Here is a 21,401-nt window from a genome sequence, read left to right on the forward strand (position 1 = left end):
GGAGATGCGCGTGACGTCAGACCGTCGTCGTCACGCGCGACCCGCCGTCCGGCGTCCGGCGCACCGCGATGCGCTCGGGGATCCGCTGCTTGAGCTCCTCGACGTGGCTGACGATCCCCACCTGACGACCGCCGGCGGTCAGCCGTGACAGCTGCACGAGCACGCCGTCGAGCGCCTCCGGGTCGAGCGTGCCGAAGCCCTCGTCCACGAACAGCGTGCCGAGCGACACCCCACCCGCCTCGGCCTGCACGACGTCGGCGAGCCCGAGCGCGAGGCACAGCGACACCGTGAAGGTCTCACCGCCGGACAGGCTGCGCGGATCACGGACGGTGTCGGTCGTGTGGTCGTGCACCGCGAGCGCCAAGCCGGTCCGACGGGCCCGCGACCCGGACTCGCGCTCGTCGGAGGTCTCGAGGGTGAACCGTCCGGCGAGCATGCCGCGGAGTCGGTCGTTCGCCGCCGCGACGACGTCCTCGAAGCGGCGCATCAGCACGTAGGTCCCGAGGGTGATGCCGGACGGGTTGGCGGCCGTCGCACCGTTCGCGACGTCGGCCAGCCGGACCACCGCTCGGCTGCGAGCACTGGTGTCGTCACGCGCCCGCACCGCCCCGGCCAGCTCGGCGGCGCAGCGCTGCACGGCGGTCGACCGATCGGTGGCGGTGACCGCGGCCCGGGTCGCCTCGTCGAGCAGATCGGTGGCCCGCTCCCGTTCCGCTGCGGCGCCCACGACGTCGAACTCGGCGTCGGCATCGGCTGCGGCTGCCTGCACCGCGGGGTCGGCGAGGCCCGCGTCGACGGCGCCCCGGGCGGCGATCGCGTCGTCGACCATCTGCCGCAGCTGGCTTCCTGCGGCGTCGTCCAGCAACGCCGCACGTGCGTCGGAGACCTCGTCGAAGCCGTGCTCCTCGAGGGCGGCGTCGACCTCGACGGTGCGGTCGGCCACGACCCGGTCGTCCTGGTCCACCGCGGCGTCGGCCCGGACCACGGCGCCGAGCACCGCGACGTGCGCCTCGATCGCACGGACCACCGGAGCGAGCGCCGAGCCGCCCTCGACACCCGGGACGGGCACGACGGTCAGCCGAGCGACCGCGCCGCTGATCGCCTCGGTGTCCTCACGCAGCCGCTCGGCGTCGGCCTCGACGGCGGTGGCCAGCACGGCACGGCGGGTCTCTGCGTCGTTGCGGGCGCGTTCGCTCGCGCGCGTGGCCTCGTCGAAGGTGGTCAGTTCGCGGTCAAGGGCGACGGCCGTCCGGGAGGCGTCCTGCGCGGCCGACACCGCGGCGGTGGCGCGGTCGAACGCCGCGGCGAGGTCGGCGTCGTCCAGGCCACCCACCGCGTCGGCGAGCCGTCGGTGCTCGGCCTCCGCGACGCGGAGGTCGGCAGCGGCGTCGCCGAGGGCTGCCTCCGCCGCACGAGCGCGGTCGGCCGCCTGGTCGACGGCGTCGGTGGTGGGGTGGTCGTCCTTCGGGGCAGCCGGGACAGGGTGCTCGACGGCACCGCAGACCGGGCACGGGGAACCGTCTTCGAGGGCGGCTCCGAGTTCCCCGGCGAGCCCCGCGATGCGGCGGTCCCGCAGGTCACGCTCGGTCGCCAGGGCGGACTCGGCGGCGGTCCGGGCGGCGGCCACAGCCTGTTCCGCTCCGGACCGGCGTCGGGCGGCCTCCGCGAGGGCCGCTCGCTCGCGGCGGGCGACCACGAGCCGTTCGACCTCGTGTTCGGCAGCCGTGCAGCCGGCAGCCGTCTCCGCCGCCGCGGCTGCCCGGGCGACGAGCTCGGCGCGACGCGCGGGTCGTCCCTGCAGCTCACGGTCGCGTTCGGCCACGTGGTCCCCGAGTGCCGCGAGGTCGCGGCGGGCGGCGTCGAGCGCGGTCGTCCGGGCATCGATCCGGGCGGCGAGGTCGACGAGGTGGCGCTCGGCCTCGACCGAGGCGCGGAGTCGTTCTGCGAACGCTCCGACGTCGGCCCCGTGCTCGAGTCCGTGCCGTTCGCGGAGCGTGGCCGCGTCGGCCCGCGCTGCGGCGGCTCGGTCGCGCGCGGCGTCGAGGCTGTCCGCGAAGGACACCACCCGGGCTGCCCGGGTCGACCGCTCGAGCTGCTGCCGGGCGGCCTCGACCTCGCCGGAGCCCGCGTCGAGGGCGGCCAGTCGCGCGAGGAGGTCGCGACGGCGCACCACCGCGGTCGCGCGCGCCCGGAGCAGCGCCTCGTGTTCGGCGGCGGCCCGGGCAGCGGCGGCGGCATCGGCCCGCACACCCTCGGCACGCTGTGCTGCGTCCCGGAGCGCGTCGACCGTGCCGGGGACGTCGGACTCGGTCGCGGTGTCGACGTCCGCCGCCTGGGCGAACCGGGCGAGCGCGTCGCGGACCCGGGCGTCCGCACCCTCGACCTCGGCCAGGACGGCCCGACGGCGTGCGGCGAGCTCCTCGGCGGTGCGGTCGTAGACCTGCGTGCCGAAGAGCGACTGCAGGAGCTTCCGACGGTCCTCACCCGGTGAGCGGAGGAACCGGGCGAACTCCCCCTGCGGCAGCACGACCGTCTGGAGGAACTGCGCACGGTCGAGCCCGACGATGCGGGCGATCTCGGCTCCGACCTCCGGGATGCGGGCCGACAGGGGTTCGCCCGCGGGGTCGGACGGCCCGGCGAGCCGGAGGAGCTGTGCCGATGCCTGCTGCTTGACCGTGCCGGTCCCGCGCTGCTTCGGGCGGTCGTACTGCGGGGTCCGCCGGACGCGGAACACCCCGGCGCCGGTCTCGAAGACGAGCTCGACGTACGGTTCGACCGACGGGTCGGCGTGCTGGCTGTGCAGTCGGTCGTTGCTCGCGTCCGCACCGGCGAGCCCGCCGTACAGGGCGAACACGACGGCGTCGATGATGGTCGACTTGCCCGAACCCGTCGGGCCCTCGAGCAGGAACACCCCGGACGCGGCGAGCGCGGCGAAGTCGATCGTCACCGTGTCCGGGTACGGCCCGATCGCGCGGAGTTCGAGGCGGTGCAGGTACATCAGCGGTCCCCCTCGGTCTGCAGTGCCCGCGCGGCGGACTCGTACGCCTCGGTCAGGACGGCGCGGTCGTCATCGTCGGGCGCGGCTCCGGTCGCGAAGGTGACGAAGTCGGCTGCGACCTCGACCGGGTCGGACGTCGCCGTGACCGCACGCGCTGCCGGACGTGCGGCGGCGGCGGCCGGCTCGTGCGTGATGGCGAGGGCGTGCGGCAGGTGGTCCTTGACGCGCTGGTACATCCGTTCGGGGTGGACGGTGTCGGTGACCGCGACGCGGACCCAGGCGTCCGCGTGGTCCGCGAACGCTCCGGACTCGATGTCGGCGATGGGCGCCCGGACGTCGACGAGCCGCCGTGGCACGGGCGTGGGCAGCAGCTCGACCGCGACGCTGCCGTCCGCCGCGAGGTCCACCAGGGTGACGGACTTCGCCTGGTGCCGCTCCCCGAAGGAGAAGGCGAGGGGTGAGCCGGCGTACCGGACCCGGTCGCCGTCACCGACGCGCTGCGGGCCGTGCAGGTGCCCGAGGGCGACGTAGTCGAACCCGTCGAAGGTCGACCGCGCGACCATGTCGACACCGCCGACGCGGATGTCCTGCTCGCTGTCGCTCGGTTCGGCGCCGCCCACGAAGGCGTGTGCGACGACGACGCTCCGCGTGCCGGGCCGCGTGGCGAGGTCGGCGCGGATGCGACCGGTGGCCGCACCGACGACTGCCTGGTGGGACCGGGCGAGGGGCTCGTCCGGGACCGCGGCGAGCGCCCACCGGGTGAGGTCGGGGTGGAGGTACGGGATGCCGTACACGGCGAGGGCACCCGACGGGTCGTCCACGAGCACGGGCGTCGCGATGCCGGCGGGTTCGGCGAGGATGCGGACGCGGGAGGCCATGACCCCTGCCCCGAACCCGAGCCGGGCCGCGGAGTCGTGGTTGCCGGGGGTGATCACGACGGTCGCGTGCTCGGCGAGGCGTTCGAGCGCACCGGAGAGCATGCGGACTGCTTCGACCGGCGGGATCGCGCGGTCGTAGACGTCACCGGCGACGACGACGAGGTCGACCGACCGCGCGCGGACGACGTCGACGAGGTGGTCGAGGAAGGCGGCCTGGTGGTCGAGCAGGTCTGCGCCCAGGAGGGTCCGACCGAGGTGCCAGTCGCCGGTGTGCAGGATCCGCATGCCGTCACGGTAGCGCCGTCCACGGACATCCACGGGCGCCCCGCGCGACCTGTGGACGACGGTCCGGTCAGGCGCAGGTGGCGGACGTGATCCCGAGGAGCGATGCCACCTTCACGCGGACCGTCGGCGTGCTCACGGTGGTCCACGATCCGCCGAGGTTCGTGCGGAGGGTCAGTGTGTAGGTGGTCCCGAGGTCGAGCAGCCCACTCCCCTGGTAGGAGAGTGACCTGGCGTCGCCGGACGCGGTCGCGACCTGGGTGTTCCCGACCAGGAGGTCGAACGAGTTCGGCGTCCCGATGCCTGTCGGGTACGTCCACGCGATCGTGACCGTGTTCGACGTGGCCTGGGTGCAGGTCAGCGTCAGCACACTCGCCGCGGTCGCCGCCCCGTAGGTCGACGCCGCGCTCGTCGTCCGTGAGAACGGCGCCGCCACGGCCGGCGGCGACAGCAGTGTGCCGAGCCCGACGGTCAGCACGACCACGGCGGCCCCGCCGCCGAGGCGGCGCACCCGCCGGACCCTCCGGTCACGTCGACGGAGCGAGCGCCGGGTGACGGTCGTGCCACCGCCGGACGGGAGGGACGGTGCGGGCCCGCCCCGTGCCTCCAGGCCGTCACCCGGTCGCGCCGGACCGTCAGCGCTGTCCGTGGGCTCGCCACCCGCGTCGCCGCCGTCCGCGTCGTCTCCGTCGGCGTCGTCGCCGGCCGCGAAGCGACGGAGCGACCCGTCCACGGCGCACAGCGCGAGGACGGCCGCGAACCCGAGGCCGAGCAGCGCGAGCCGGACCCACTCGCCCTCGCGGAGCCAGGTGATCGGCGCCGCGACGAACGGGATCCGCAGGAACGCCACCCCGTGCACGGCCTCGGGCTCGAGCGGCGTGGAGTCGGCCTGCGGGTTGGCGTCGCCCTTCGTGACGAGTGTGCCGCGGGGGCCCTCCTCGACGTAGCGGTGCATCCGCAGGTGCCCCGGCTGGTCGGGGTCGTCGGCGAGCAGGATCCTGCCCGGTCGGACCTCGGCGGGCGGCACCGGGCGCGAGACCACGACGTCGCCCGGGACGAGCCGTGGCTCCATCGACCCGGTCATCACCGTGGTCGGCTGCCACCCGATGAGTGCAGGGGCGGCGGCCCAGAGCGCGAGACCGAGCACGGTGGCGACCACGCCGCGGGCGAGCGTCCCGACGACGACGCGCCCCCAGTCGACGGCGTCGTGGAACGCACTGCGCGGTGTGCTGCCACCGGGCACGGCGATGCTGACCACGAGGACCTCCGACGGGGAGCGCGACGACGGGAGCGGGACGGCTCAGCTGTTCTGGGCCTCCCAGGTGAAGCCGAGGGCCGCGGTGCCGCCCTGGATCGAGTTCGGCGCGGACGTCGGCACCGTGTACGAGAAGCGGTAGACACGGGTCTCGGAGGCCGTGCCGGTCGGGGCCCAGGTGCCGACGCCGGTGGCGAAGTTCGTCGAGGCCGACCCGAAGCCGGCGACGGTGCCGGAGTAGAGCGTGCCGCTCGTGGTCGCCGGGGTGAAGCCTGTGCAGGAGCCGAAACCGCCGCCGGTGCCCTGCTCGACGGTGAGGTTGATGTTCGTCGCGAGGGCGTTGGTCGTGGCGGCGTTCGTGCCGTAGAGCTTGACGGTCGAGGGCAGCGAGCCGGTGGAGGTCACGGCGATGCAGTTCGTGCCGGTCGACCCCGGCTTGAGGCCGGTCGCGGTGAAGAGTGCGGTGTTGTTGTCGTCGTCGGTGAGTGCGACGGTGCCGGCGGTCCAGTTGCTCGTCGGGTTGACGGTGGTGGCCGAGAAGGCCGAGTACGAGGCGGTCGAGACGACGACACCCGACGCGACGAGTGCGGCGGGGACGGCGATCCAGGCGGCGAGACGGGCGGCGCGAGGGGTGACACGGGACATGTGTGTGCTCCAGCGGAGAAGAGATCTGATCGGTGGTCGGCCCGGACCCGCGGTGGTTGGTCGCGCTGCGTGCCGTGGTGATGATCGAGGTGAGCGACCATCGCGTTGTTACGATCATCAAGATACTTGCTCGTCGTGCGTCTCACAAGACGAGGAACACCCCCTGTTCCGGGGGTGGTTCAATCATTGAGATACCTGGAAGATGAGCACCACGTCGTGCACGCCGCACCGACGCCCCCACCCGAGAGAACCGTGATGACGGACCCTGCCCCAGTGCTCCCCGCCCGCCGGGCCGACGTGCTGCCCCCCGCGCCCGTCTCCCCCGACGTCGTCGCCCCCGCGCCCGATGCAGACCTCACGCGACTCCTCACCGCGTTCCGCCTGTTCCAGGCACAGCACGCGCGGGCCCTCGACCACGAGAGCGTCGCCAACGGCCTCGGCCCGACCGACGCCCGCTTCCTCTTCCACCTCGCAGCGGCCGACGGCGAGGGCATCACCCCGAAGCAGGCCGGTGCGCACCTCGAGCTGTCGACGGGCGCGATGACGTCGCTCATCGACCGGCTCGAGCGCCGCGGACACCTGGAACGACGTCCGAACCCGACCGATCGGCGGAGCATCCTCCTGCACCTCACCCCGTCCGGGGTGGCGGTCGCCGAGACGATCGGTGCACGCTGGGTCGACGCGTTCCGGCAGGTCGTGCCGCCGGGTGAGCGCGCCGCCCTCGCCGCGGTCCTCGACGAGGTGGGCTCCGCCCTCGCGCGACGCGCGTAGCGTCGCGGGCATGACCCCCTCCGAACTCCTCACCGAAGCGTTCTCCCGTGTGCCGGAGACGATCGGCCGTGCCCTCGACGGACTCTCCGAGGACCAGCTCGCCGCACGTCCGGCCGCCGGCGCGAACACCCTCGCGTGGCTCGCCTGGCACGCCGCACGCGGCCAGGACACCCAGGTCGCCGACCTCGCCGGGTCCGAGCAGGTCTGGACCGCGGACGGCTGGGCCGACTGGTTCGGCCTGCCCTTCCCGACCGAGGCGCTCGGCTACGGCATGTCCCGCGACGACGTCGGCCGGGTGCGGGCGTCGGCGGAGCTGTTGACCGGCTACCTCGACGCGGTGACGGCCAGGACCGTCGAGTACCTCGCCACGCTCGCACCGGAGGACCTCGACACCGTGGTCGACGACGCGTGGGACCCGCCGGTGACGGCGGGCGTCCGGCTCGTCAGCATCCTCGACGACTGCGTCCAGCACGCCGGCCAGGCCGGTTACGTGCGCGGTCTGCTCTTCTTCAACCGCTGACGCGGCAGCAAGACGGACGGGAGGCACGGTGCCAGCTGGCACCGTGCCTCCCGTCCGTCGTTCCGCGCGTCAGCGCGCCGCGAGCTCCGCGACCAGGCGGTCGCCCGGGGCGGCCTCGACGAGGTCGGCCTCGATCTCGGCGTTGTCGAGGATGCCCTCGATCTTGCGGCGGCGGTTCCGGGTGACGATCGTCACGACCGTGCCCTCGGCGCCGGCGCGACCGGTCCGGCCGGAGCGGTGCATGTACGCCTTGTAGTCGTCCGGGGCGTCCGCCTGCACGACGAGCGACACGTCGTCGACGTGGATGCCGCGGGCGGCGACGTCGGTCGCGACGAGCACGTTCACCCGGCCGCTCGACAGGAGCCCGAGGTTCCGGGTCCGCCGCGACTGGTTGAGGTCGCCGTGGAGCGAGGTGGCGCGGATGCCGGCGTCCTCGAACTGGTCGGCGAGGCGCTCGGCGTAGGCACGGGTGCGCGCGAACACGATCGTCTTGCCCTCACCGGCGACGAGCTCCTCGAGCAGCTGGTCCTTCTGGCGCTGCTCGACCACGAGCACGCGGTGGTCGATGGTCGAGGATGCCTGGTCCTCCCCTGCCACCTCGTGGACGCTCGGCTCGTGCAGGAACTCCGACACGAGCGAGGCGACCTGTGCGTCGAGGGTGGCGCTGAACAGGAGCTTCTGCGCGCGGTTGCCCTGCGGCGTGACCTGGGCGGTCGCGGACAGGATCTCGCGCACCGGCTCGAGGAACCCGAGGTCGCACATGTGGTCGGCCTCGTCGAGCACGGAGATGATGACCTCGCTGAGGTCGAGCTTCCCCTTGTTCATGAGGTCCTGGACGCGACCGGGCGTGCCGACGATGATGTCGACGCCGCGCTCGAGGGCACCCTCCTGGCGCCCGTACGGGACGCCGCCGTAGATCTGCGTCGTGAAGAGCCCGACGGAGCGGGCGATCGGCTGCACGGTGCGGTCGATCTGCAGCGCGAGCTCACGCGTCGGCGCGAGGATGAGCGCACGCGGGGCGCGGCCCATCTTCCGCTTCGTGCCGCCGCCGTGCTCCATGAGCTTCTCGACGAGGGGCGCACCGAACGCGATGGTCTTGCCGGAGCCGGTGCGGCCTCGGCCGAGCACGTCCTTGCCGGCGATGACGTCGGGGATCGTCGCAGCCTGGATCGGGAACGGCGTCGCCGCACCGAGCTCGGCGAGGGCACGGGAGATGTTGCCGCCGATGCCGAGGTCGCCGAAGGTCACGCCCTCGACGTCGGCCGCGACGGTGGCCTCGGCCTGGAGCTTCTCGAGCTTGACGTCGTCGGCCGGCACGTACGGGGTGCGGGTCTCGTCGCGGTCCGAGCGGTCACGGCGCGGACGGTCCTCGTCGAACGAGCGACGCGGGCGGTCGTCGAAGCGACGGGGCGCACGGTCACGGTCGTCACGGTCGAAGCGCTCGCGGCGCGGACGGTCCTCGTCGAACGAGCGGCGGGGGCCGCGGTCGCGGTCGTCACGGTCGAACCGGCGCGGGGCGCGGTCGTCACGGTCACGACGCGGCGCACGGTCACGGTCGTCACGGTCGAACCGGCGCGGGGCGCGGTCGTCACGGTCGAAGCGACGCGGCGCACGGTCATCGTGGTCCCGACGGGGCGCACGGTCGTCCCGGTCGAAGCGACGCGGCGCGCGGTCGTCCCGGTCGAAGCGACGCGGCGCACGGTCCTCCCGGTCGAAGCGACGCGGCGCACGGTCATCGTGGTCGAAACGGCGCGGCGCACGGTCGTCCTGGTCACGACGCGGCGCACGGTCGCGGTCGTCGCGGTCGAACCGGCGGGGCGCACGATCGTCGCGGTCGAAGCGACGCGGCGCACGGTCGTCCTGGTCACGACGCGGCGCACGGTCACGGTCGTCGCGGTCGAACCGACGCGGGCGGTCGCCCTGGTCACGGCGCGGTGCGCGGTCGCTGGGCCCCTGCTCGCCGGTACCGGCGCGACGCGGAGCCTGCGGAGCGTCGTGACGGCCGTGCGAGGAGGGAGCGTCGCGGTTCCAGCGGCTCTGGCCGCCCTCGCGGGGTTCCCAGTTCGGGCGCGCGGGACGGTCGCCCTGCGCGCCGCGGCCGCGACGCTCCTCGGCGTCCCAGCGCTGCTTCTGACGCGGCTGCGACGGGTCGGCGGCGCGGAAGCCGCGGTGCTTGCTGCTGCGAGCGGCGGGGGTGCCGTTCGGGTGGCGGACTCGGTCATCGGCACGCTGACGCGCGCCCTTGTCGTACGGGGCCATCGTTCTTTCCGGGGTGCGGACATGCCACGACACCCGGCAGCGACATCGGCGGGGGCGGATCGTGGAGGGGGTTCATCCCGTCGCGGATCGACGTGATTCCAGCCCTCGAGCAACACACACCCAAACGAAGAACTCCGTGGTCACAGTGCCACGGCGCCGAAGGCCGACCAAGCGAGTCTACGCGATGCACCGCCGACTGACCAGCCCCGAGGCGGACGTGCGCCGACCGCGGACGCGCGTCGTGCCTCCCGGCCGGTCCGGTCGTGGGTCAGGACTCGGCGAGCCGCCGACGTTGCTCGGCCACGTCGAAGTCCGCGGGCGGCCACGTGAGCTGCATGTCCTCGAGTGCCCGGAGGAGGAGCTGCTGCACGGCCAGCCGGGCGTACCACTTCCGGTTCGCGGGCACGACGTACCACGGCGCCTGCGGGGTCGAGGTGCGGTCGAAGACGATCTGGTACGCCTGCTGGTAGTCGTCCCAGAGCAAGCGCTCGTCGATGTCGCCGGGGTTGAACTTCCAGTGCTTGTCGGGGCGGTCGAGCCGGTCGCCGAGCCGCTCGCGCTGCTCGTCCTTCGAGATGTGCAACATGACCTTGACGATCGTCGTGCCCTCGGCGACGACGCGGTCCTCGAACTCGACGATGGCGCCGTACCGCCGCTCGATCTCCTCCGGCGGCGCGAACGAGCGCACGCGCTGGATGAGGACGTCCTCGTAGTGCGACCGGTCGAACACGCCGAGCTGTCCGGCGCCCGGGAGCTCCCGCTCGATGCGCCAGAGGAAGTCGTGCTCGCGCTCCTCGGCCGTCGGGGCCTTGAAGCCCGCGTAGTGGACGCCGTTCGGGTCGACCGCGCCGACCACGTGCGACACGATGCCGCCCTTGCCCGCCGTGTCCATCGCCTGGAGCACGAGCAGCACCCGCCGCTGGTCCCCCGCCGTGGCCGCGGCGTGCAGGCGTTCCTGCAGGGCGGAGAGCCGTGCGGCCCCGGCGGCGAGCGCTTCGAGCCCGTCGATCTTGCGTCCGGGGAAGCCCGGTGTGCCGTCGGGGTCCACGCGGTCGAGGCGGAAGCCCTCCTCGACGCGGAGCAGCGGTTCGGGGTCGGCGTTCCAGGCCTTGCGACGGCTCACGGGTCCTCCTGCGGGGTCTGCCGCCCATCCTGGCACCGGCCGGCGCACTCCGCCCGGACGCTTCTCCGTCCGTCGCTTCCCCGTCCGGCGCTTCCCCGTCCGGCGCTTCCCCGTCCGGCGCTTCTCCGCCCCCCGGTGGACGTGGGCGTGCAGCCCGCCGGGTTAGCGTGGTCGCGATGGGAACTGCTCGCCGCTCGCTGCTCGCCGTCGCCGGTGTGCTCGTCGCGCTCGTGTCCCTGGCCGCGTGCAGCCCGGACCCGACCGGCGACCGGAACGCCACCGTCACGACGGACCCGGTGATCTACCCGCTGTCGCTCCGGTACCACGGCGTCGACGTCGTCGCGGATGTGCCGTACGGCGCGGACCCACTGCAGCGCCTCGACGTCTGCCTGCCGCCCGACAGCGAGCCGGACGCGACCGCCACGCCGACGCCGACGGCCGCTGCCACCCCGGACACCGCCGCGAGGACGGCCGCCTCCCGACCCGCGGTGATGATGATCCACGGCGGCAGCTGGTCGCACGGCGACAAGGCGACGGCCGCCTACCGGTCGGTGTGCCGGTACCTCGCCTCGGAGGGGTTCGTCACCTTCAACGTCGACTACCGCCTCGCCCCGACGGACCCGTTCCCCGCGGGCTACGACGACGTCCGACGGGCGCTGGACTGGGTCTTCCGGACAAGCACCCTCACGACGTACGACGTCGACCGCGACCGCGTCGGGCTGTTCGGCGGGAGCGCCGGCGGCAACCTCGCGGCCCTGCTCGCCGTCACGGACCACGACTCCCCCGCGTTCGCGGACGGCGACCGGATCCGGGCGGTCGTGGACCTCAGCGGTCCGACGAACCTGACGAGCCGCTCGACCGAGGCCGACGGGGTGTCGGCATCCTTCCAGCGGAAGCAGCTGCTCTACCTCGGGTGCCGGACGTACACGCAGTGCCCGGCGGCCGAGCAGGCATCGCCCGAGTACCACGTCACGGCGGACACCCCGCCGTTCTTCATCGGGCACTCCACGGACGAGTTCATCCCGCTTTGGGAGTCGCAGGAGTTCGTGTCGACGCTGCGGTCCCACGACGTGCCGGTGACGTTCGTGCAGGTGCAGGGCACGGCGCACTCGATCGCGCAGCTCGACGAGGCGATGAGCAAGCGCGTGGTCGCGTTCCTGCGCGACCGGCTCGGCTGACGGGTCAGCTCGGTCGCGTCCGGACCACCGGACGGGAGGCACGGGACGGGCGTGCACCGTGCCTCCCGTCCGCCACCCGGTCGCCTTCGCGACCCGCCGTCGGCGACGCGGCCCACCGGGCAGTGCGGAGCACGTCGATCTCTGGGCCGGCCGTTCGGGTACTGCGGCCCCGGTCCCCACGTACCGGATCGGCCACGCGCCGAACCGGTTGCGCCGTCCCTGCGTCGTGCTCGTGCCGCACCCCCTGGGCGAGTGGCACCCGGAGTCGGGGCTGCTGCCCGGCGCCGTGTCCGCGCAGACTTCCGGGGTGACCGACACCTCGACGCGCCCCGCGACCGCCCCGACCACCTGGCAGCACGCCTCCGCCCTGCGGTCCGTGGTGGAGCTGCTCCTCGGGCTGTCGTTCTGCGCGACGGTGGCGTTCGGCGGATACGCCGCGGCGACCGGGCACATGCAGGTGCTGGCGCAGGTCGCCGCGATCGTGTTCGTCACCACCCTGGTCGTCGTGCTCGTCAACTGGTTCCGGGCAGCGGAGGCCTCGGAGCGCTGACGCGCTGCTCGCGGCGGGTCAGTCCGCCGACGCGGCCTTCCGACCCCGTGCCGCACGCCGCTCCTCGCGCCGTTGCTTCCGCTCCTCGCGCCGCTGCTGCTTGGCCTGCTTCCGGGTGATCCCGGCGGCGATGCGGTCCGCACGACGCTCCCGCGCCCGCTCGACGACGAAGTAGAGCGACGGCAGCACCACGAGGGTCAGGAGCGTCGACGACACGAGGCCGCCGATCACGACGAGCGCGAGCGGCTGCGAGATGAACCCCGACTTGCCGGTCAGCCCGAGCGCCATCGGCACCAGGGCGAAGATCGTCGCGAGCGCGGTCATCAGGATCGGCCGGAGTCGTCTCGTCGCGCCCTCGACCAGGGCCTCGGCGACGCGGAGCCCTCGCCTGCGGTACTGGTTGACGAGGTCGACGAGCACGATCGCGTTCGTCACGACGATGCCGACGAGCATGAGCAGGCCGATGATCGACGCGACGCCGAGCGGGATGCCGGTGATGATCTGCAGCAGGAGCGCGCCGGTCGCCGCGAACGGCACCGACATGAGGAGCAACAACGGCTGCAGCAGGCTCCGGAACGTGGCGACCATGATCACGTAGACGATCAGGATCGCGACGAGGATCGCGAGGAAGAGCTGGCTGAACGCCGACGACTGGCTGGACGCCACGCCGCCGATCGACGCCGACGCCCCCTTCGGCAGGTCGAGGGCATCGACGGCCGCGGTGACGTTCTGCACGGCGGCACCGAGGTTCGTCGCGTCCGGGGTGACCGTGATCGTCGCGGTCCGGACGGCGTTCGACGTCGTGATCGTGGTCGGGCCCTCGGACTGCTCCACGGTCGCGAGGTCGGACAGCGGCACCTCGCCGGTCGACGTCGGGATCGACAGCTCCTTGAGCGCCGCGATCGTCCCCGGCGGGTTCGGGTCGGCGATGTACACGTCGAGGGTGGCGTCGTCGATCTCGACGCTGCCGGTGTCGCGGGGCGAGACCGCGGCCGCGACCAGCCCACCGACCTGCTGCTCGGTGAGGCCGCGCTCGGCTGCCTCCTGCCGGTCGACCTTCACGGCGAGGTACGGCTCGGCGGCCGAGAGGTTGCTCGTCGCCTCCGTGGTGCCGTCAACGCCGCGCATCTTCCGCAGCACCTCGTCCGCCGCGGTCCGGAGCTCGGCCTGAGTCGGCGCCGTGACGTCGACCTCGATGTCGCTCGAGCCGCCGAAGCCGCCGCCGGCCGAGGACAGCGACACCTCGCCGACGCCGTCGATCCGCTCGATGCGGTCGCGCGCGGTCGACTGGATCGTGGGCTGGTCGGCCGTCGAGTCGGTCGTGACGTTGTACTGCACGGACGCGGACGCGCCGCCACCGAAGGCCGCCTGGATCGACTGGCCGCTCGACCCGATGGTGGTCTGCACGGTCTCGACGCCCCGCACCCCACGCAGCACCTTCTCGACCTTCGCGGCCGCGTCGGACTGGTCGTCGAGGCTCGTGCCCGGCTCGAGGTCCTGCGTCACCGTGAAGGTGTTCTGGCCGGAGTCGCCGAGGTAGTTCGTCTTGACGAGCGGGACGGCCGCGAGGGTGCCGCCGAGCACGAAGACCGCGAGGACGATGACGACCCACGGGCGTCGCATCGCCCAGGCGAGGACCGGGCGGTAGCCGCGCTGGAGGCGGTCACGACGACCGGCGTCGTGCAGGTCGGCGGCGGAGGCCAGTGCGCCGGTCGCGGCCCCGCCCGCAGGCGCGCCCGTGGCGGCACCGGCAGCGGTCGCATCCTTGGGCGTCCCGTCGGCGGTCGCAGCGCCGGCCTCGGCGTGCCGGTGGGTCTTCGGCGGCCGGAGGAACCAGTACGCGAGCACGGGCACGATCGTCAGGGACACGAGCAGCGAGGCGATGAGGGCCATCGTCACGGTGAGCGCGAACGGCCGGAACAGCTCGCCGACCAGCTCCGCGACGAACGCCACCGGCAGGAACACCGCCACGGTGGTCAGGGTCGAGGCCGTGACCGCACCCGCGACCTCCCGCACCGCGTCGAGCACCGCCCGGGCCCGGTCGACCCCGGGCTGCATGTGCCGCTTGATGTTCTCGATGACGACGATGGAGTCGTCCACGACGCGGCCGATGGCGATCGTGAGCGCCGCGAGCGTGATGATGTTGAGGGAGTACCCGGCGGCGCGCATGCCGATCGCTGCGAGGAGCACCGACGTCGGGATCGAGATCGCCGTGACGAGGGTCGACCGCACCGACAGCAGGAACACCAGGATCACGACCACCGCGAACCCGAGGCCGAGCAGGCCCTCCTCGGCGAGTGAGTCGATCGACTGCTGGATGTACGGCGCCTGGTCGAACACCACCGTGAACCGCGGGTCGCCGGCGACCTTCGACTCGATGTCCGGGAGGGCCTTCTTGACCGTCTCCGACACGTCGACGGTGTTCGCCTCCTGCGTCTTCGTGATCGCGATGGTGAGCGCGGTCTTGCCGTCGACGCGGCTGATCGAGGTGCGCGGCGACTCCTCGATCGCGACCTTCGCGACGTCGCCGAGCTTCGTCGGCGTGGTCGTGGTCGGCTGGGCAGCCGTACCGGTGGACGCCCCGGTGCCGGTGCCGGTGGTCGGACTGGAGGCGCTGCTCCCGCCCGCCCCGCCGGTTCCGCCCGTCGTGCTGGTCGCGCCCGAGGCCCCGGCTGCGCCCGCCCCGCCGGTCGCGGATCCGGATGCGGAGCCGCCCGATCCGGACCCGCTGTCACCCGAACCGGACGAGTTGCTGCCCGAGGAGGCGGTGAGCGGGAGCGCCTCGATGTCCTTCAGGGACGCGATGCGCTCGCCGGTCTGCACGGACAGCGTCTTCCCGTCCTGGGTGATCGTGCCACCGGGGATGAGCGTGCCGTTGTCGCTCAGGGCGTCCGAGATCGACTGCGACGTGAGCCCCTTCGCGGCGAGCTCGTCCTCGTCCGGGGTGATCACGACCCGACGGCCTGGGTTGCCGAAGACGTCGGCCTGCCGGACGCCGTCGAGCTTCTCGAGGTCGGGGATCGCCGTCGCGTTCAACCGGTCGACGAGCTGCTCCTGGTTGCCCTCCCCCGTCACCGCGAGCTGCAGCACCGGCAGGTCGTCGAACGAGCCCGTGACGATCTGCGTCTGCACGGTGTCCGGCAGCGACAGCGCGTTGACCGCGGTCTGGATCTTGTCCTCGGCGCTGGCGAGGTTCGAGCCGTAGTCGAACGACGCGGACACGACGCTCTGCCCGGTGGACGAGGTCGCACTCGTCGACTCGAGGTTCGGTACGGCCTGGATCGCCTGCTCGATCTTCGTCGAGACGTCGTTCGACACGACCTCCGGGGTGGCGCCGGGGTAGGCGCTCACGATGGCGACCTGGGGGAACTCGACGCTCGGGATCAGCTCCTGCTTGAGGCTCGTCAGCGAGATGCCGCCGAAGATCGCGACGACGATCGTGACGAGGGCGATGAGGGACCGGTTCCGGATGCTGAAGACCGAGAGGAGGTGCACCGTCCGATCCTCGCAGGCCGACGCGGTCGGAGGCTCAGCCGAGCAACAGGTAGGCGCCCAGGACGCCCAACGAGCCGACCACCCCGGTGCCGAGCGCGACGACCCGGTCGATCGGCGACCGTGCCGTCAGCACCCCGACGACGACGACCGCGGCGCCCACGAGGATCTCGATCGTCCAGAAGGTCGTGCCGGTGGTGTCGGCGATCCGGAGCAGTGCCCGCACCCCCTCGCCGACGAGCACCGCTCCGGTGACACCGATCGCCGCGGCGGCCAGGCGACCCGATCCGGACCGCAGCGCCCACACGACGAGGCCCGCGAGGAGTCCCGCGGGGATCCCGATGAGGACCCAGAAGTTCGTGAGGGACAGGAAGTCGGCGTAGCCGCGCAGGTTGGTCGCGGCCCAGTACCCGACGTGCATGAGCTCGAGGAACACCACACCCAGCACCATCGGGATCGCCGGTCGCCGGTGGAGGCCGGACAGGAGCACGAGCAGCCCCGCCACGACGAACCACGGGCCGGCGGAGTTCGCGAACTCCCCGAGCCCCGGGACGGCCTGTCCGTAGGAGCAGAGCATCCCGGCCAGCAGGGCGAGCCCGGTCGCGGTGCCCACGCGGGCCGCCACGGGCATCGTCGGTCGGTCGGACGGCCGCTCAGGGGCCTCGGTCTGCGCGGGGTGCACGGTCGTCTCCATGCCCTCAGGATCCCGCGGTCGGTCGCACGGGACATCCGTCGGAGGGACGCGCCGCCTCCACCGTCGGGATGATCCCGTCGTCAGACCACCGCTGCCAGCGACCCGCTCGGGCCGACCGCCTCGCCACCGACCCGCGCCCACGCCCGCTCGAGGACGTCGACCATCCTGGTGCGGTCGGCGGCCGGCATCGTGAACGGCACCCTGAGGAAGCGCTCGAACCCGCCGTCGGGACCGAACACGCCGCCGGAGGCGAGCACGACCCCCTCGGCCCGAGCCGCGAGGACGAGCGCGCTCGACACCGGCCGGCCGAGGCCCACCCACGTCGTCAACCCGCCCGCCGGCGACGGCACGTCCCACTCCGGGAGCCGCGTGCGCAAGGCGTCCACGACGTCGTCGCGGGCCTGTGCCAGGTACGCGCGCCGCTCCTCCAGGACGGTCTCGGTCCGTGGGACCAGCTCGCGCGCGACGAGCTGGTCGAGGACCGGCGTGCCGAGGTCGCCCGTGGGGCGGGCGAGGAGGAGCCGCTGCAGCAGCTCCGGACGAGCGCGGATCCAGCCGATGCGCAGTCCGCCCCAGAAGACCTTGTCGGCCGAGCCGATCATGACGACGTCGTCGGACGCCGCGGCCAGCGGGGTCGCGGCGGGTCCGTCGATGCGGAGCTCCCCCATCGTCTCGTCGGCGACGACCGTCGTCCCGACCGAGGCGGCGACCGACACGAGGAGGTCGCGGGCGTCGGGGGTCATCGTGGCGCCCGTGGGGTTGTGGAGCGCCGGCATGACGTAGGCCACCGACGGGGCCGTGCGGCGGAGCGTGTGCTCGAGGACCGTGGTGTCCCAGCCGGTGCGTGCGTCGACGGGGACCCCGACGAGCCGACCACCGACCTCACGGAAGGCCTCGTGCGCGTGCGGGTAGGTCGGGGACTCGACGAGGACGGCGTCGCCGCGCCGGACGAGCACGCGGGCGAGCAGGGCGATCGCGTGCTGCGCGCCGATGGTGACGACGATCTGCGACGGGTCGGTGGGCAGGCCGCGCGCGGTGTAGCGGTCGGCGATCGCCCGGCGGAGCCCGGGGTCCCCGACGGTGTCGTACCCGATCCCGGCGAGCGCCGCCGGCACGTGCCGCACCGCCCGCTCCACGGCCTCGGCGATGCCCGGTGCCGCGTGCAGCGCCGCCTTGCGGAGGTCGAGCACGTCTCCGCCGACGACGCCGCCGAGCCGTTCAGGGTCGGGGCGCCCGACGAGGTCCCGCGGCAACCGGACGACGCTGCCGGACCCGCGGACCGAGACGAGGAACCCGTCCTCGCGCAGTCGGGCGTACGCGTTCGCGACCGTGGTGCGGGAGACGCCGAGCGCCTCTGCCAGCCCACGCTCCGCGGGCAAGCGGACGCCCTGCGGGATGCGCCCGTCGATGGCGAGGACCCGGAGGGCGTCGGAGAGCGCCTCGTACGCGGCGGCGTCCGTGCTGTCGCGCCAGTCGGTGAGGTGGAGTGCTGCGGACCGGGCGCTGAGCAGGACGGGCGTCATGGATCCACGGTAGCGCGATTGGCCCTCGACCTGCAGGCCAATCTGCTCCACGATCGGAGCATGCCCCGCACCCCCGCCCTCACCCTCCGGTTCGTGCAGCTCATGGTCGGCCTGTTCCTCTACGGGGCGTCGACCGCGCTCCAGGTCCGGGCGGTCGTCGGCGTGGCCTCGTGGACGGTGCTCACCGAGGGACTGGAGCACGTGGTGCCGTGGTCGTTCGGTGTCATCACGGTGGTCTCCAGCGGCGTGATCCTGCTGTTCTGGATCCCGCTGCGCCAGAAGCCGGGCATCGGGACGCTGCTCAACGCGCTCGCGATCGGCCCGTCGGCAGACCTCGTGCTCTGGCTGGTGCCGGCACCCGACGGGCTCCTCCCCCGCATCGGGCTCTTCGTCGCCGGGCTGCTGCTCCTCGCCGTCGCGACGGCGTTCTACATCGGAGCCGGTTTCGGCACGGGCGCCCGAGACGGCCTGATGGTCGGCGTCTCGCAGCGCTTCGGCTGGCCGATCTGGGTCGCGCGGACCGTCATCGAGGTCACCGTCGTCATCGTCGGCTGGCTCCTCGGCGGGGACGTCGGTGCGGGCACGGTGATCGCCGCGTTCGCGATCGGACCGATGGTGCAGCCGCTCATGCCCCTCTTCCGTCGGTTCCCGTGGAGTCCGGACCGCACGCGGCTCGCCGCCGCGGCGTCCACACCCGGCCCGGAGGCACGGATCACCTCCTGAACCTCGTCTTGCCACTCGCGCAACTCGCGATGTATCGTGTCATCACCAGACGCGATACATCGCGAGTTCGAGGAGGCACCATGGCACAGGAGAAGTGGCTCGTGGAGGAGCCCAAGGTCATCGACACCGGCGTCGTCCGACGCCTGAAGGTCGGGCTCGTCGCCGGTCAGGTCGACGTCGTCGCGCACGACGAGCCCACCGCCCGGGTGGAGGTGCACAGCGTCTCCGGCAAGCCGCTCATGGTCGAGGTCGACGGGGACACGCTGACCGTCGACCACCCGCAGATCCGCTGGGACGACCCGATCGGGTTCCTCAAGTCCTTCCGCGGCAAGGCCCAGGCGGACGTGAGCATCCTCGTGCCGCGGGACGTCCCGGTCACCCTCGGGGTCGTGTCGGCCGGCTCGCTCCTCTCCGGCACGGACCGCGGCGCCACGCTGCACACCGTCTCGGGCGACGTCGTCGTGGACGGGGTCGCGGGTGACGTCACCGTCAACGCCGTCTCCGGCACGACCACCGTGCGGGACCTCGACGGCGCCCTCACCGTGCACACCGTGTCGGGCGACGTCGTCGCGACCGGGTCGATCCCGCGCTTCCAGGCGGACGGGGTGAGCGCGGACGTCGTGCTCGACCTGCACGGCACCCCGGACTCGGCCCGCGTCAGCACCGTGTCGGGCTCGGTCAGCGTCCGGCTCGAGGACGGCGTGCCCTACCGGTGCACCGTCTCGACGGCCTCCGGCAAGCTGCAGTTCGACGACTCCGAGATCCGCGGGGTGCGCGGCTCGTACGTCAAGCAGGGCGGAGAGCTCTCCGGCCAGTGGCTCGACCTCAAGGTGAACTCGGTCTCCGGCGACATCGCGGTGCTCCACGCCCCGCCGGTCGCCGACGGGTCCGCCACCACCCCGACCACCGACGGCGAGGTGCCCGCATGAGCCCGGTCTTCGCGCACGGCCACCTGCGCCTCTACCTGCTCGTCCTGCTGGCCGACCACCCGATGCACGGGTACGAGGTCATCACCGCGCTCGGCGACCGCTTCGGCGGCACGTACGTCCCGAGCGCCGGCACCGTCTACCCCCGTCTGGCGAAGCTCCAGGAGGAGGGCCTCGTGACGGGGACCGCCGACGGCCGCAAGACCGTCTACGCGATCACCGACGCCGGCCGTGCCGAGCTCGACGCCCGGGCCGCCGAGGTCGCCGCGCTCGAGGACGGCGTGACCGACTCGGTGAAGTCCCTCGCCGACGGCGTTCGCGCATCGGTGGGCGAGGCCATGCGGTCCCTCCGCGCCGACCTCGCGGCGAGCGCCCAGGCCCCGCGCGGCCAGACGGCCGACGAGCCGGTCGACGTCCCGACGTCGGGCGCCAGTGCCCTACGCGAGGTCGAGATGGTCCTGTCGTCGTTCCGGCAGCAGGTCCGTGCGGACCTCCGACGTCAGGCGACGCGGGGCACCCTCACCGCGGACACGGTGACCCGTCTGCGTGACGGCCTCGAGGCGCTGCGCCGCTCCCTCTGACGGGAGCGACGGGAGCGGACGCGAGCACCGACGGGCCGGGCCGGCGGGGCGGGCGCACACCGCGCCTCCCGGCCGGCCCGCCCGCGCCGTCGCCCTCCGTCACGCGCGCCGCGTCGTCACACCCCGCCGGCGTCCGCCAGGGCGTGCATCGCGTCGCGGAGCGCGCGTGCGGCGCCGGAGCCGGCCCACTCGTAGGCGTGCGTGAACCGCTCGTCGTGCACGTACATGTCCGCGAGCGTGCGGAACCGCTCGGCGGTGACGGCCGGTCCGGGCGCCTGCTCGAGCCAGGTGAGCTGCCGGCGGGCGAGTGCGGCCCCGGCGGCCGACGTCGGACCGTCCCCCGAGGCCGCCAGCGCCGCCGCGTCCCGGGCGATCGCCCGCTGCTCCGCCTGGAACGCATCCTTCGCGGCGGCGTCCTTCGACGTCCACCACTCCTGTCCGCGCTGCCAGGCCTCGGCGCCCCAGCGCTCCTCGACCTCCTGCTTGAACCGGGTCTGGTCGAACCCGTCGAAGGTGTCCTGTGCGGTCATGTCGTCTCCTCGTTCGATCCTCGTGATGGTGGTGCGCACGGCCGCGAGCTGCCGGGCGAGCCGGTCGCGCTCCCGTTCGAGCCACGCGACGTGTGCCCGGAGTGCCGTGACGTCGTCCTGCTCGCCGTCGAGCACCTCGGCGATCTCCGCCAGCCCCAGGCCGAGCCCGCGGAGGAGCAGGATGCGCTGCAGCCGGACGAGTGCCCGGTCGTCGTAGCGGCGGAGCCCGCCCTCGCCGACCGCCGTGGCCGGGAGCAACCCGATCGCGTCGTAGTGGCGCAGCGTCCGGCTGGAGACCCCCGCGGAACGCGCCACGGCGGCGATGCCGTGGGGTGCTTTCGCAGCGGACGCGGCGCTGTCTGTCCGATCACTCATGCTGCACACCGTAGGCGTTGACGCAACGTCAACCGCAACCCTGCTCGACAGCACAGGTTCCGAGGATCCGCGCAGGCGCGGAATACGGGCGGGCGGGG

The 21,401-nt window shown here is 73.4% G+C and carries 17 protein-coding genes; 7 read left to right on the forward strand and 10 right to left on the reverse strand.

Features of this window, described 5'->3' with window-relative positions:
* Positions 1-16: 16 nt before the first annotated feature.
* The 4 genes from QPJ90_RS01880 to QPJ90_RS01895 form a co-directional block, all read right to left on the reverse strand.
* Entirely contained in the window at positions 17-2,998 is a 2,982-nt protein-coding gene (locus QPJ90_RS01880; RefSeq protein ID WP_290132783.1) for an SMC family ATPase, read from the reverse strand.
* Positions 2,998-4,161 carry an exonuclease SbcCD subunit D C-terminal domain-containing protein gene (locus QPJ90_RS01885; protein ID WP_290132784.1) on the reverse strand — a complete coding sequence of 388 codons (1,164 nt, stop codon included), beginning with the start codon at positions 4,159-4,161 and terminating at the stop codon, positions 2,998-3,000. Before QPJ90_RS01885 ends, QPJ90_RS01880 begins: the two co-directional genes overlap by 1 nt.
* Before the next feature lie 67 nt (positions 4,162-4,228).
* Positions 4,229-5,416 (reverse strand): S24/S26 family peptidase, encoded by a 1,188-nt coding sequence (locus QPJ90_RS01890; RefSeq protein ID WP_290132785.1) that lies wholly within the window; start codon positions 5,414-5,416, stop codon positions 4,229-4,231.
* A 42-nt stretch (positions 5,417-5,458) separates the two neighbouring features.
* Positions 5,459-6,058, reverse strand: a complete 600-nt coding sequence (locus tag QPJ90_RS01895) for a hypothetical protein (RefSeq protein ID WP_290132786.1) — start codon at positions 6,056-6,058, stop codon at positions 5,459-5,461.
* 255 nt (positions 6,059-6,313) lie between these two features.
* Here QPJ90_RS01895 and QPJ90_RS01900 point away from each other — a divergent pair, with 255 nt between their 5' ends.
* Positions 6,314-6,829 carry a MarR family transcriptional regulator gene (locus tag QPJ90_RS01900; RefSeq protein ID WP_290132787.1) on the forward strand — a complete coding sequence of 172 codons (516 nt, stop codon included), beginning with the start codon at positions 6,314-6,316 and terminating at the stop codon, positions 6,827-6,829.
* A gap of 10 nt (positions 6,830-6,839) precedes the next feature.
* A complete protein-coding gene (locus tag QPJ90_RS01905) occupies positions 6,840-7,349 on the forward strand; it encodes a DUF664 domain-containing protein (RefSeq protein ID WP_290132788.1) in 510 nt (169 codons plus the stop codon).
* A 69-nt stretch (positions 7,350-7,418) separates the two neighbouring features.
* Here QPJ90_RS01905 and QPJ90_RS01910 read toward each other — a convergent pair whose 3' ends face one another.
* Both QPJ90_RS01910 and QPJ90_RS01915 read right to left on the reverse strand, forming a co-directional pair.
* Positions 7,419-9,608: a DEAD/DEAH box helicase gene (locus QPJ90_RS01910; RefSeq protein WP_290132789.1), complete on the reverse strand. Its 2,190-nt coding sequence runs from the start codon at positions 9,606-9,608 to the stop codon at positions 7,419-7,421.
* Between the two features lie 268 nt (positions 9,609-9,876).
* Positions 9,877-10,731, reverse strand: a complete 855-nt coding sequence (locus tag QPJ90_RS01915) for a PPK2 family polyphosphate kinase (RefSeq protein ID WP_290132790.1) — start codon at positions 10,729-10,731, stop codon at positions 9,877-9,879.
* A 176-nt stretch (positions 10,732-10,907) separates the two neighbouring features.
* On the opposite strand from QPJ90_RS01915, the gene QPJ90_RS01920 reads away from it, so the two are divergent.
* Positions 10,908-11,909: an alpha/beta hydrolase fold domain-containing protein gene (locus QPJ90_RS01920; RefSeq protein ID WP_290132791.1), complete on the forward strand. Its 1,002-nt coding sequence runs from the start codon at positions 10,908-10,910 to the stop codon at positions 11,907-11,909.
* Positions 11,910-12,216: 307 nt separating this feature from the next.
* Positions 12,217-12,459, forward strand: a complete 243-nt coding sequence (locus QPJ90_RS01925) for a hypothetical protein (RefSeq protein WP_290132792.1) — start codon at positions 12,217-12,219, stop codon at positions 12,457-12,459.
* A gap of 18 nt (positions 12,460-12,477) precedes the next feature.
* Here the strand turns inward: QPJ90_RS01925 and QPJ90_RS01930 are convergent, their stop codons facing one another.
* The 3 genes from QPJ90_RS01930 to QPJ90_RS01940 form a co-directional block, all read right to left on the reverse strand.
* A complete protein-coding gene (locus QPJ90_RS01930; RefSeq protein ID WP_290132793.1) occupies positions 12,478-15,954 on the reverse strand; it encodes an efflux RND transporter permease subunit in 3,477 nt (1,158 codons plus the stop codon).
* Between the two features lie 34 nt (positions 15,955-15,988).
* Positions 15,989-16,645, reverse strand: a complete 657-nt coding sequence (locus QPJ90_RS01935) for a DUF6518 family protein (RefSeq protein ID WP_290132794.1) — start codon at positions 16,643-16,645, stop codon at positions 15,989-15,991.
* Positions 16,646-16,725: 80 nt separating this feature from the next.
* Positions 16,726-18,168: a PLP-dependent aminotransferase family protein gene (locus tag QPJ90_RS01940; protein ID WP_290132795.1), complete on the reverse strand. Its 1,443-nt coding sequence runs from the start codon at positions 18,166-18,168 to the stop codon at positions 16,726-16,728.
* A 60-nt stretch (positions 18,169-18,228) separates the two neighbouring features.
* Between QPJ90_RS01940 and QPJ90_RS01945 the strand changes: the two genes are divergently transcribed.
* From QPJ90_RS01945 to QPJ90_RS01955, 3 genes are all read left to right on the forward strand, one after another.
* The gene (locus QPJ90_RS01945; protein ID WP_290132796.1) at positions 18,229-18,891 is read left to right on the forward strand and encodes a hypothetical protein; all 663 of its coding nucleotides are present in this window, start codon (positions 18,229-18,231) and stop codon (positions 18,889-18,891) included.
* Between the two features lie 80 nt (positions 18,892-18,971).
* Positions 18,972-19,820, forward strand: a complete 849-nt coding sequence (locus tag QPJ90_RS01950) for a DUF4097 family beta strand repeat-containing protein (protein WP_290132797.1) — start codon at positions 18,972-18,974, stop codon at positions 19,818-19,820.
* Positions 19,817-20,398, forward strand: a complete 582-nt coding sequence (locus QPJ90_RS01955; protein ID WP_290132798.1) for a PadR family transcriptional regulator — start codon at positions 19,817-19,819, stop codon at positions 20,396-20,398. The genes QPJ90_RS01950 and QPJ90_RS01955 overlap by 4 nt, the downstream gene beginning before the upstream one ends.
* 116 nt (positions 20,399-20,514) lie before the next feature.
* Here the strand turns inward: QPJ90_RS01955 and QPJ90_RS01960 are convergent, their stop codons facing one another.
* Entirely contained in the window at positions 20,515-21,303 is a 789-nt protein-coding gene (locus tag QPJ90_RS01960) for a MerR family transcriptional regulator (RefSeq protein WP_290132799.1), read from the reverse strand.
* Between the last annotated feature and the right edge of the window lie 98 nt (positions 21,304-21,401).

The sequence above is a fragment of the Curtobacterium sp. 458 genome (assembly GCF_030406605.1).
In the GTDB taxonomy this organism is placed as follows: Bacteria; Actinomycetota; Actinomycetes; order Actinomycetales; family Microbacteriaceae; genus Curtobacterium.

Excerpts from the sequence above, each read along its gene's own strand:
- QPJ90_RS01880 (WP_290132783.1), bottom strand. The coding sequence starts at position 2,998 with ATGTACCTGCACCGCCTCGAACTCCGCGCGATCGGGCCGTACCCGGAC.
- QPJ90_RS01885 (WP_290132784.1), bottom strand. The coding sequence starts at position 4,161 with ATGCGGATCCTGCACACCGGCGACTGGCACCTCGGTCGGACCCTCCTG.
- QPJ90_RS01895 (WP_290132786.1), bottom strand. The coding sequence starts at position 6,058 with ATGTCCCGTGTCACCCCTCGCGCCGCCCGTCTCGCCGCCTGGATCGCC.
- QPJ90_RS01900 (WP_290132787.1), top strand. The coding sequence starts at position 6,314 with ATGACGGACCCTGCCCCAGTGCTCCCCGCCCGCCGGGCCGACGTGCTG.
- QPJ90_RS01905 (WP_290132788.1), top strand. The coding sequence starts at position 6,840 with ATGACCCCCTCCGAACTCCTCACCGAAGCGTTCTCCCGTGTGCCGGAG.
- QPJ90_RS01910 (WP_290132789.1), bottom strand. The coding sequence starts at position 9,608 with ATGGCCCCGTACGACAAGGGCGCGCGTCAGCGTGCCGATGACCGAGTC.
- QPJ90_RS01920 (WP_290132791.1), top strand. The coding sequence starts at position 10,908 with ATGGGAACTGCTCGCCGCTCGCTGCTCGCCGTCGCCGGTGTGCTCGTC.
- QPJ90_RS01935 (WP_290132794.1), bottom strand. The coding sequence starts at position 16,645 with ATGGAGACGACCGTGCACCCCGCGCAGACCGAGGCCCCTGAGCGGCCG.
- QPJ90_RS01940 (WP_290132795.1), bottom strand. The coding sequence starts at position 18,168 with ATGACGCCCGTCCTGCTCAGCGCCCGGTCCGCAGCACTCCACCTCACC.
- QPJ90_RS01945 (WP_290132796.1), top strand. The coding sequence starts at position 18,229 with ATGCCCCGCACCCCCGCCCTCACCCTCCGGTTCGTGCAGCTCATGGTC.
- QPJ90_RS01950 (WP_290132797.1), top strand. The coding sequence starts at position 18,972 with ATGGCACAGGAGAAGTGGCTCGTGGAGGAGCCCAAGGTCATCGACACC.
- QPJ90_RS01955 (WP_290132798.1), top strand. The coding sequence starts at position 19,817 with ATGAGCCCGGTCTTCGCGCACGGCCACCTGCGCCTCTACCTGCTCGTC.
- QPJ90_RS01960 (WP_290132799.1), bottom strand. The coding sequence starts at position 21,303 with ATGAGTGATCGGACAGACAGCGCCGCGTCCGCTGCGAAAGCACCCCAC.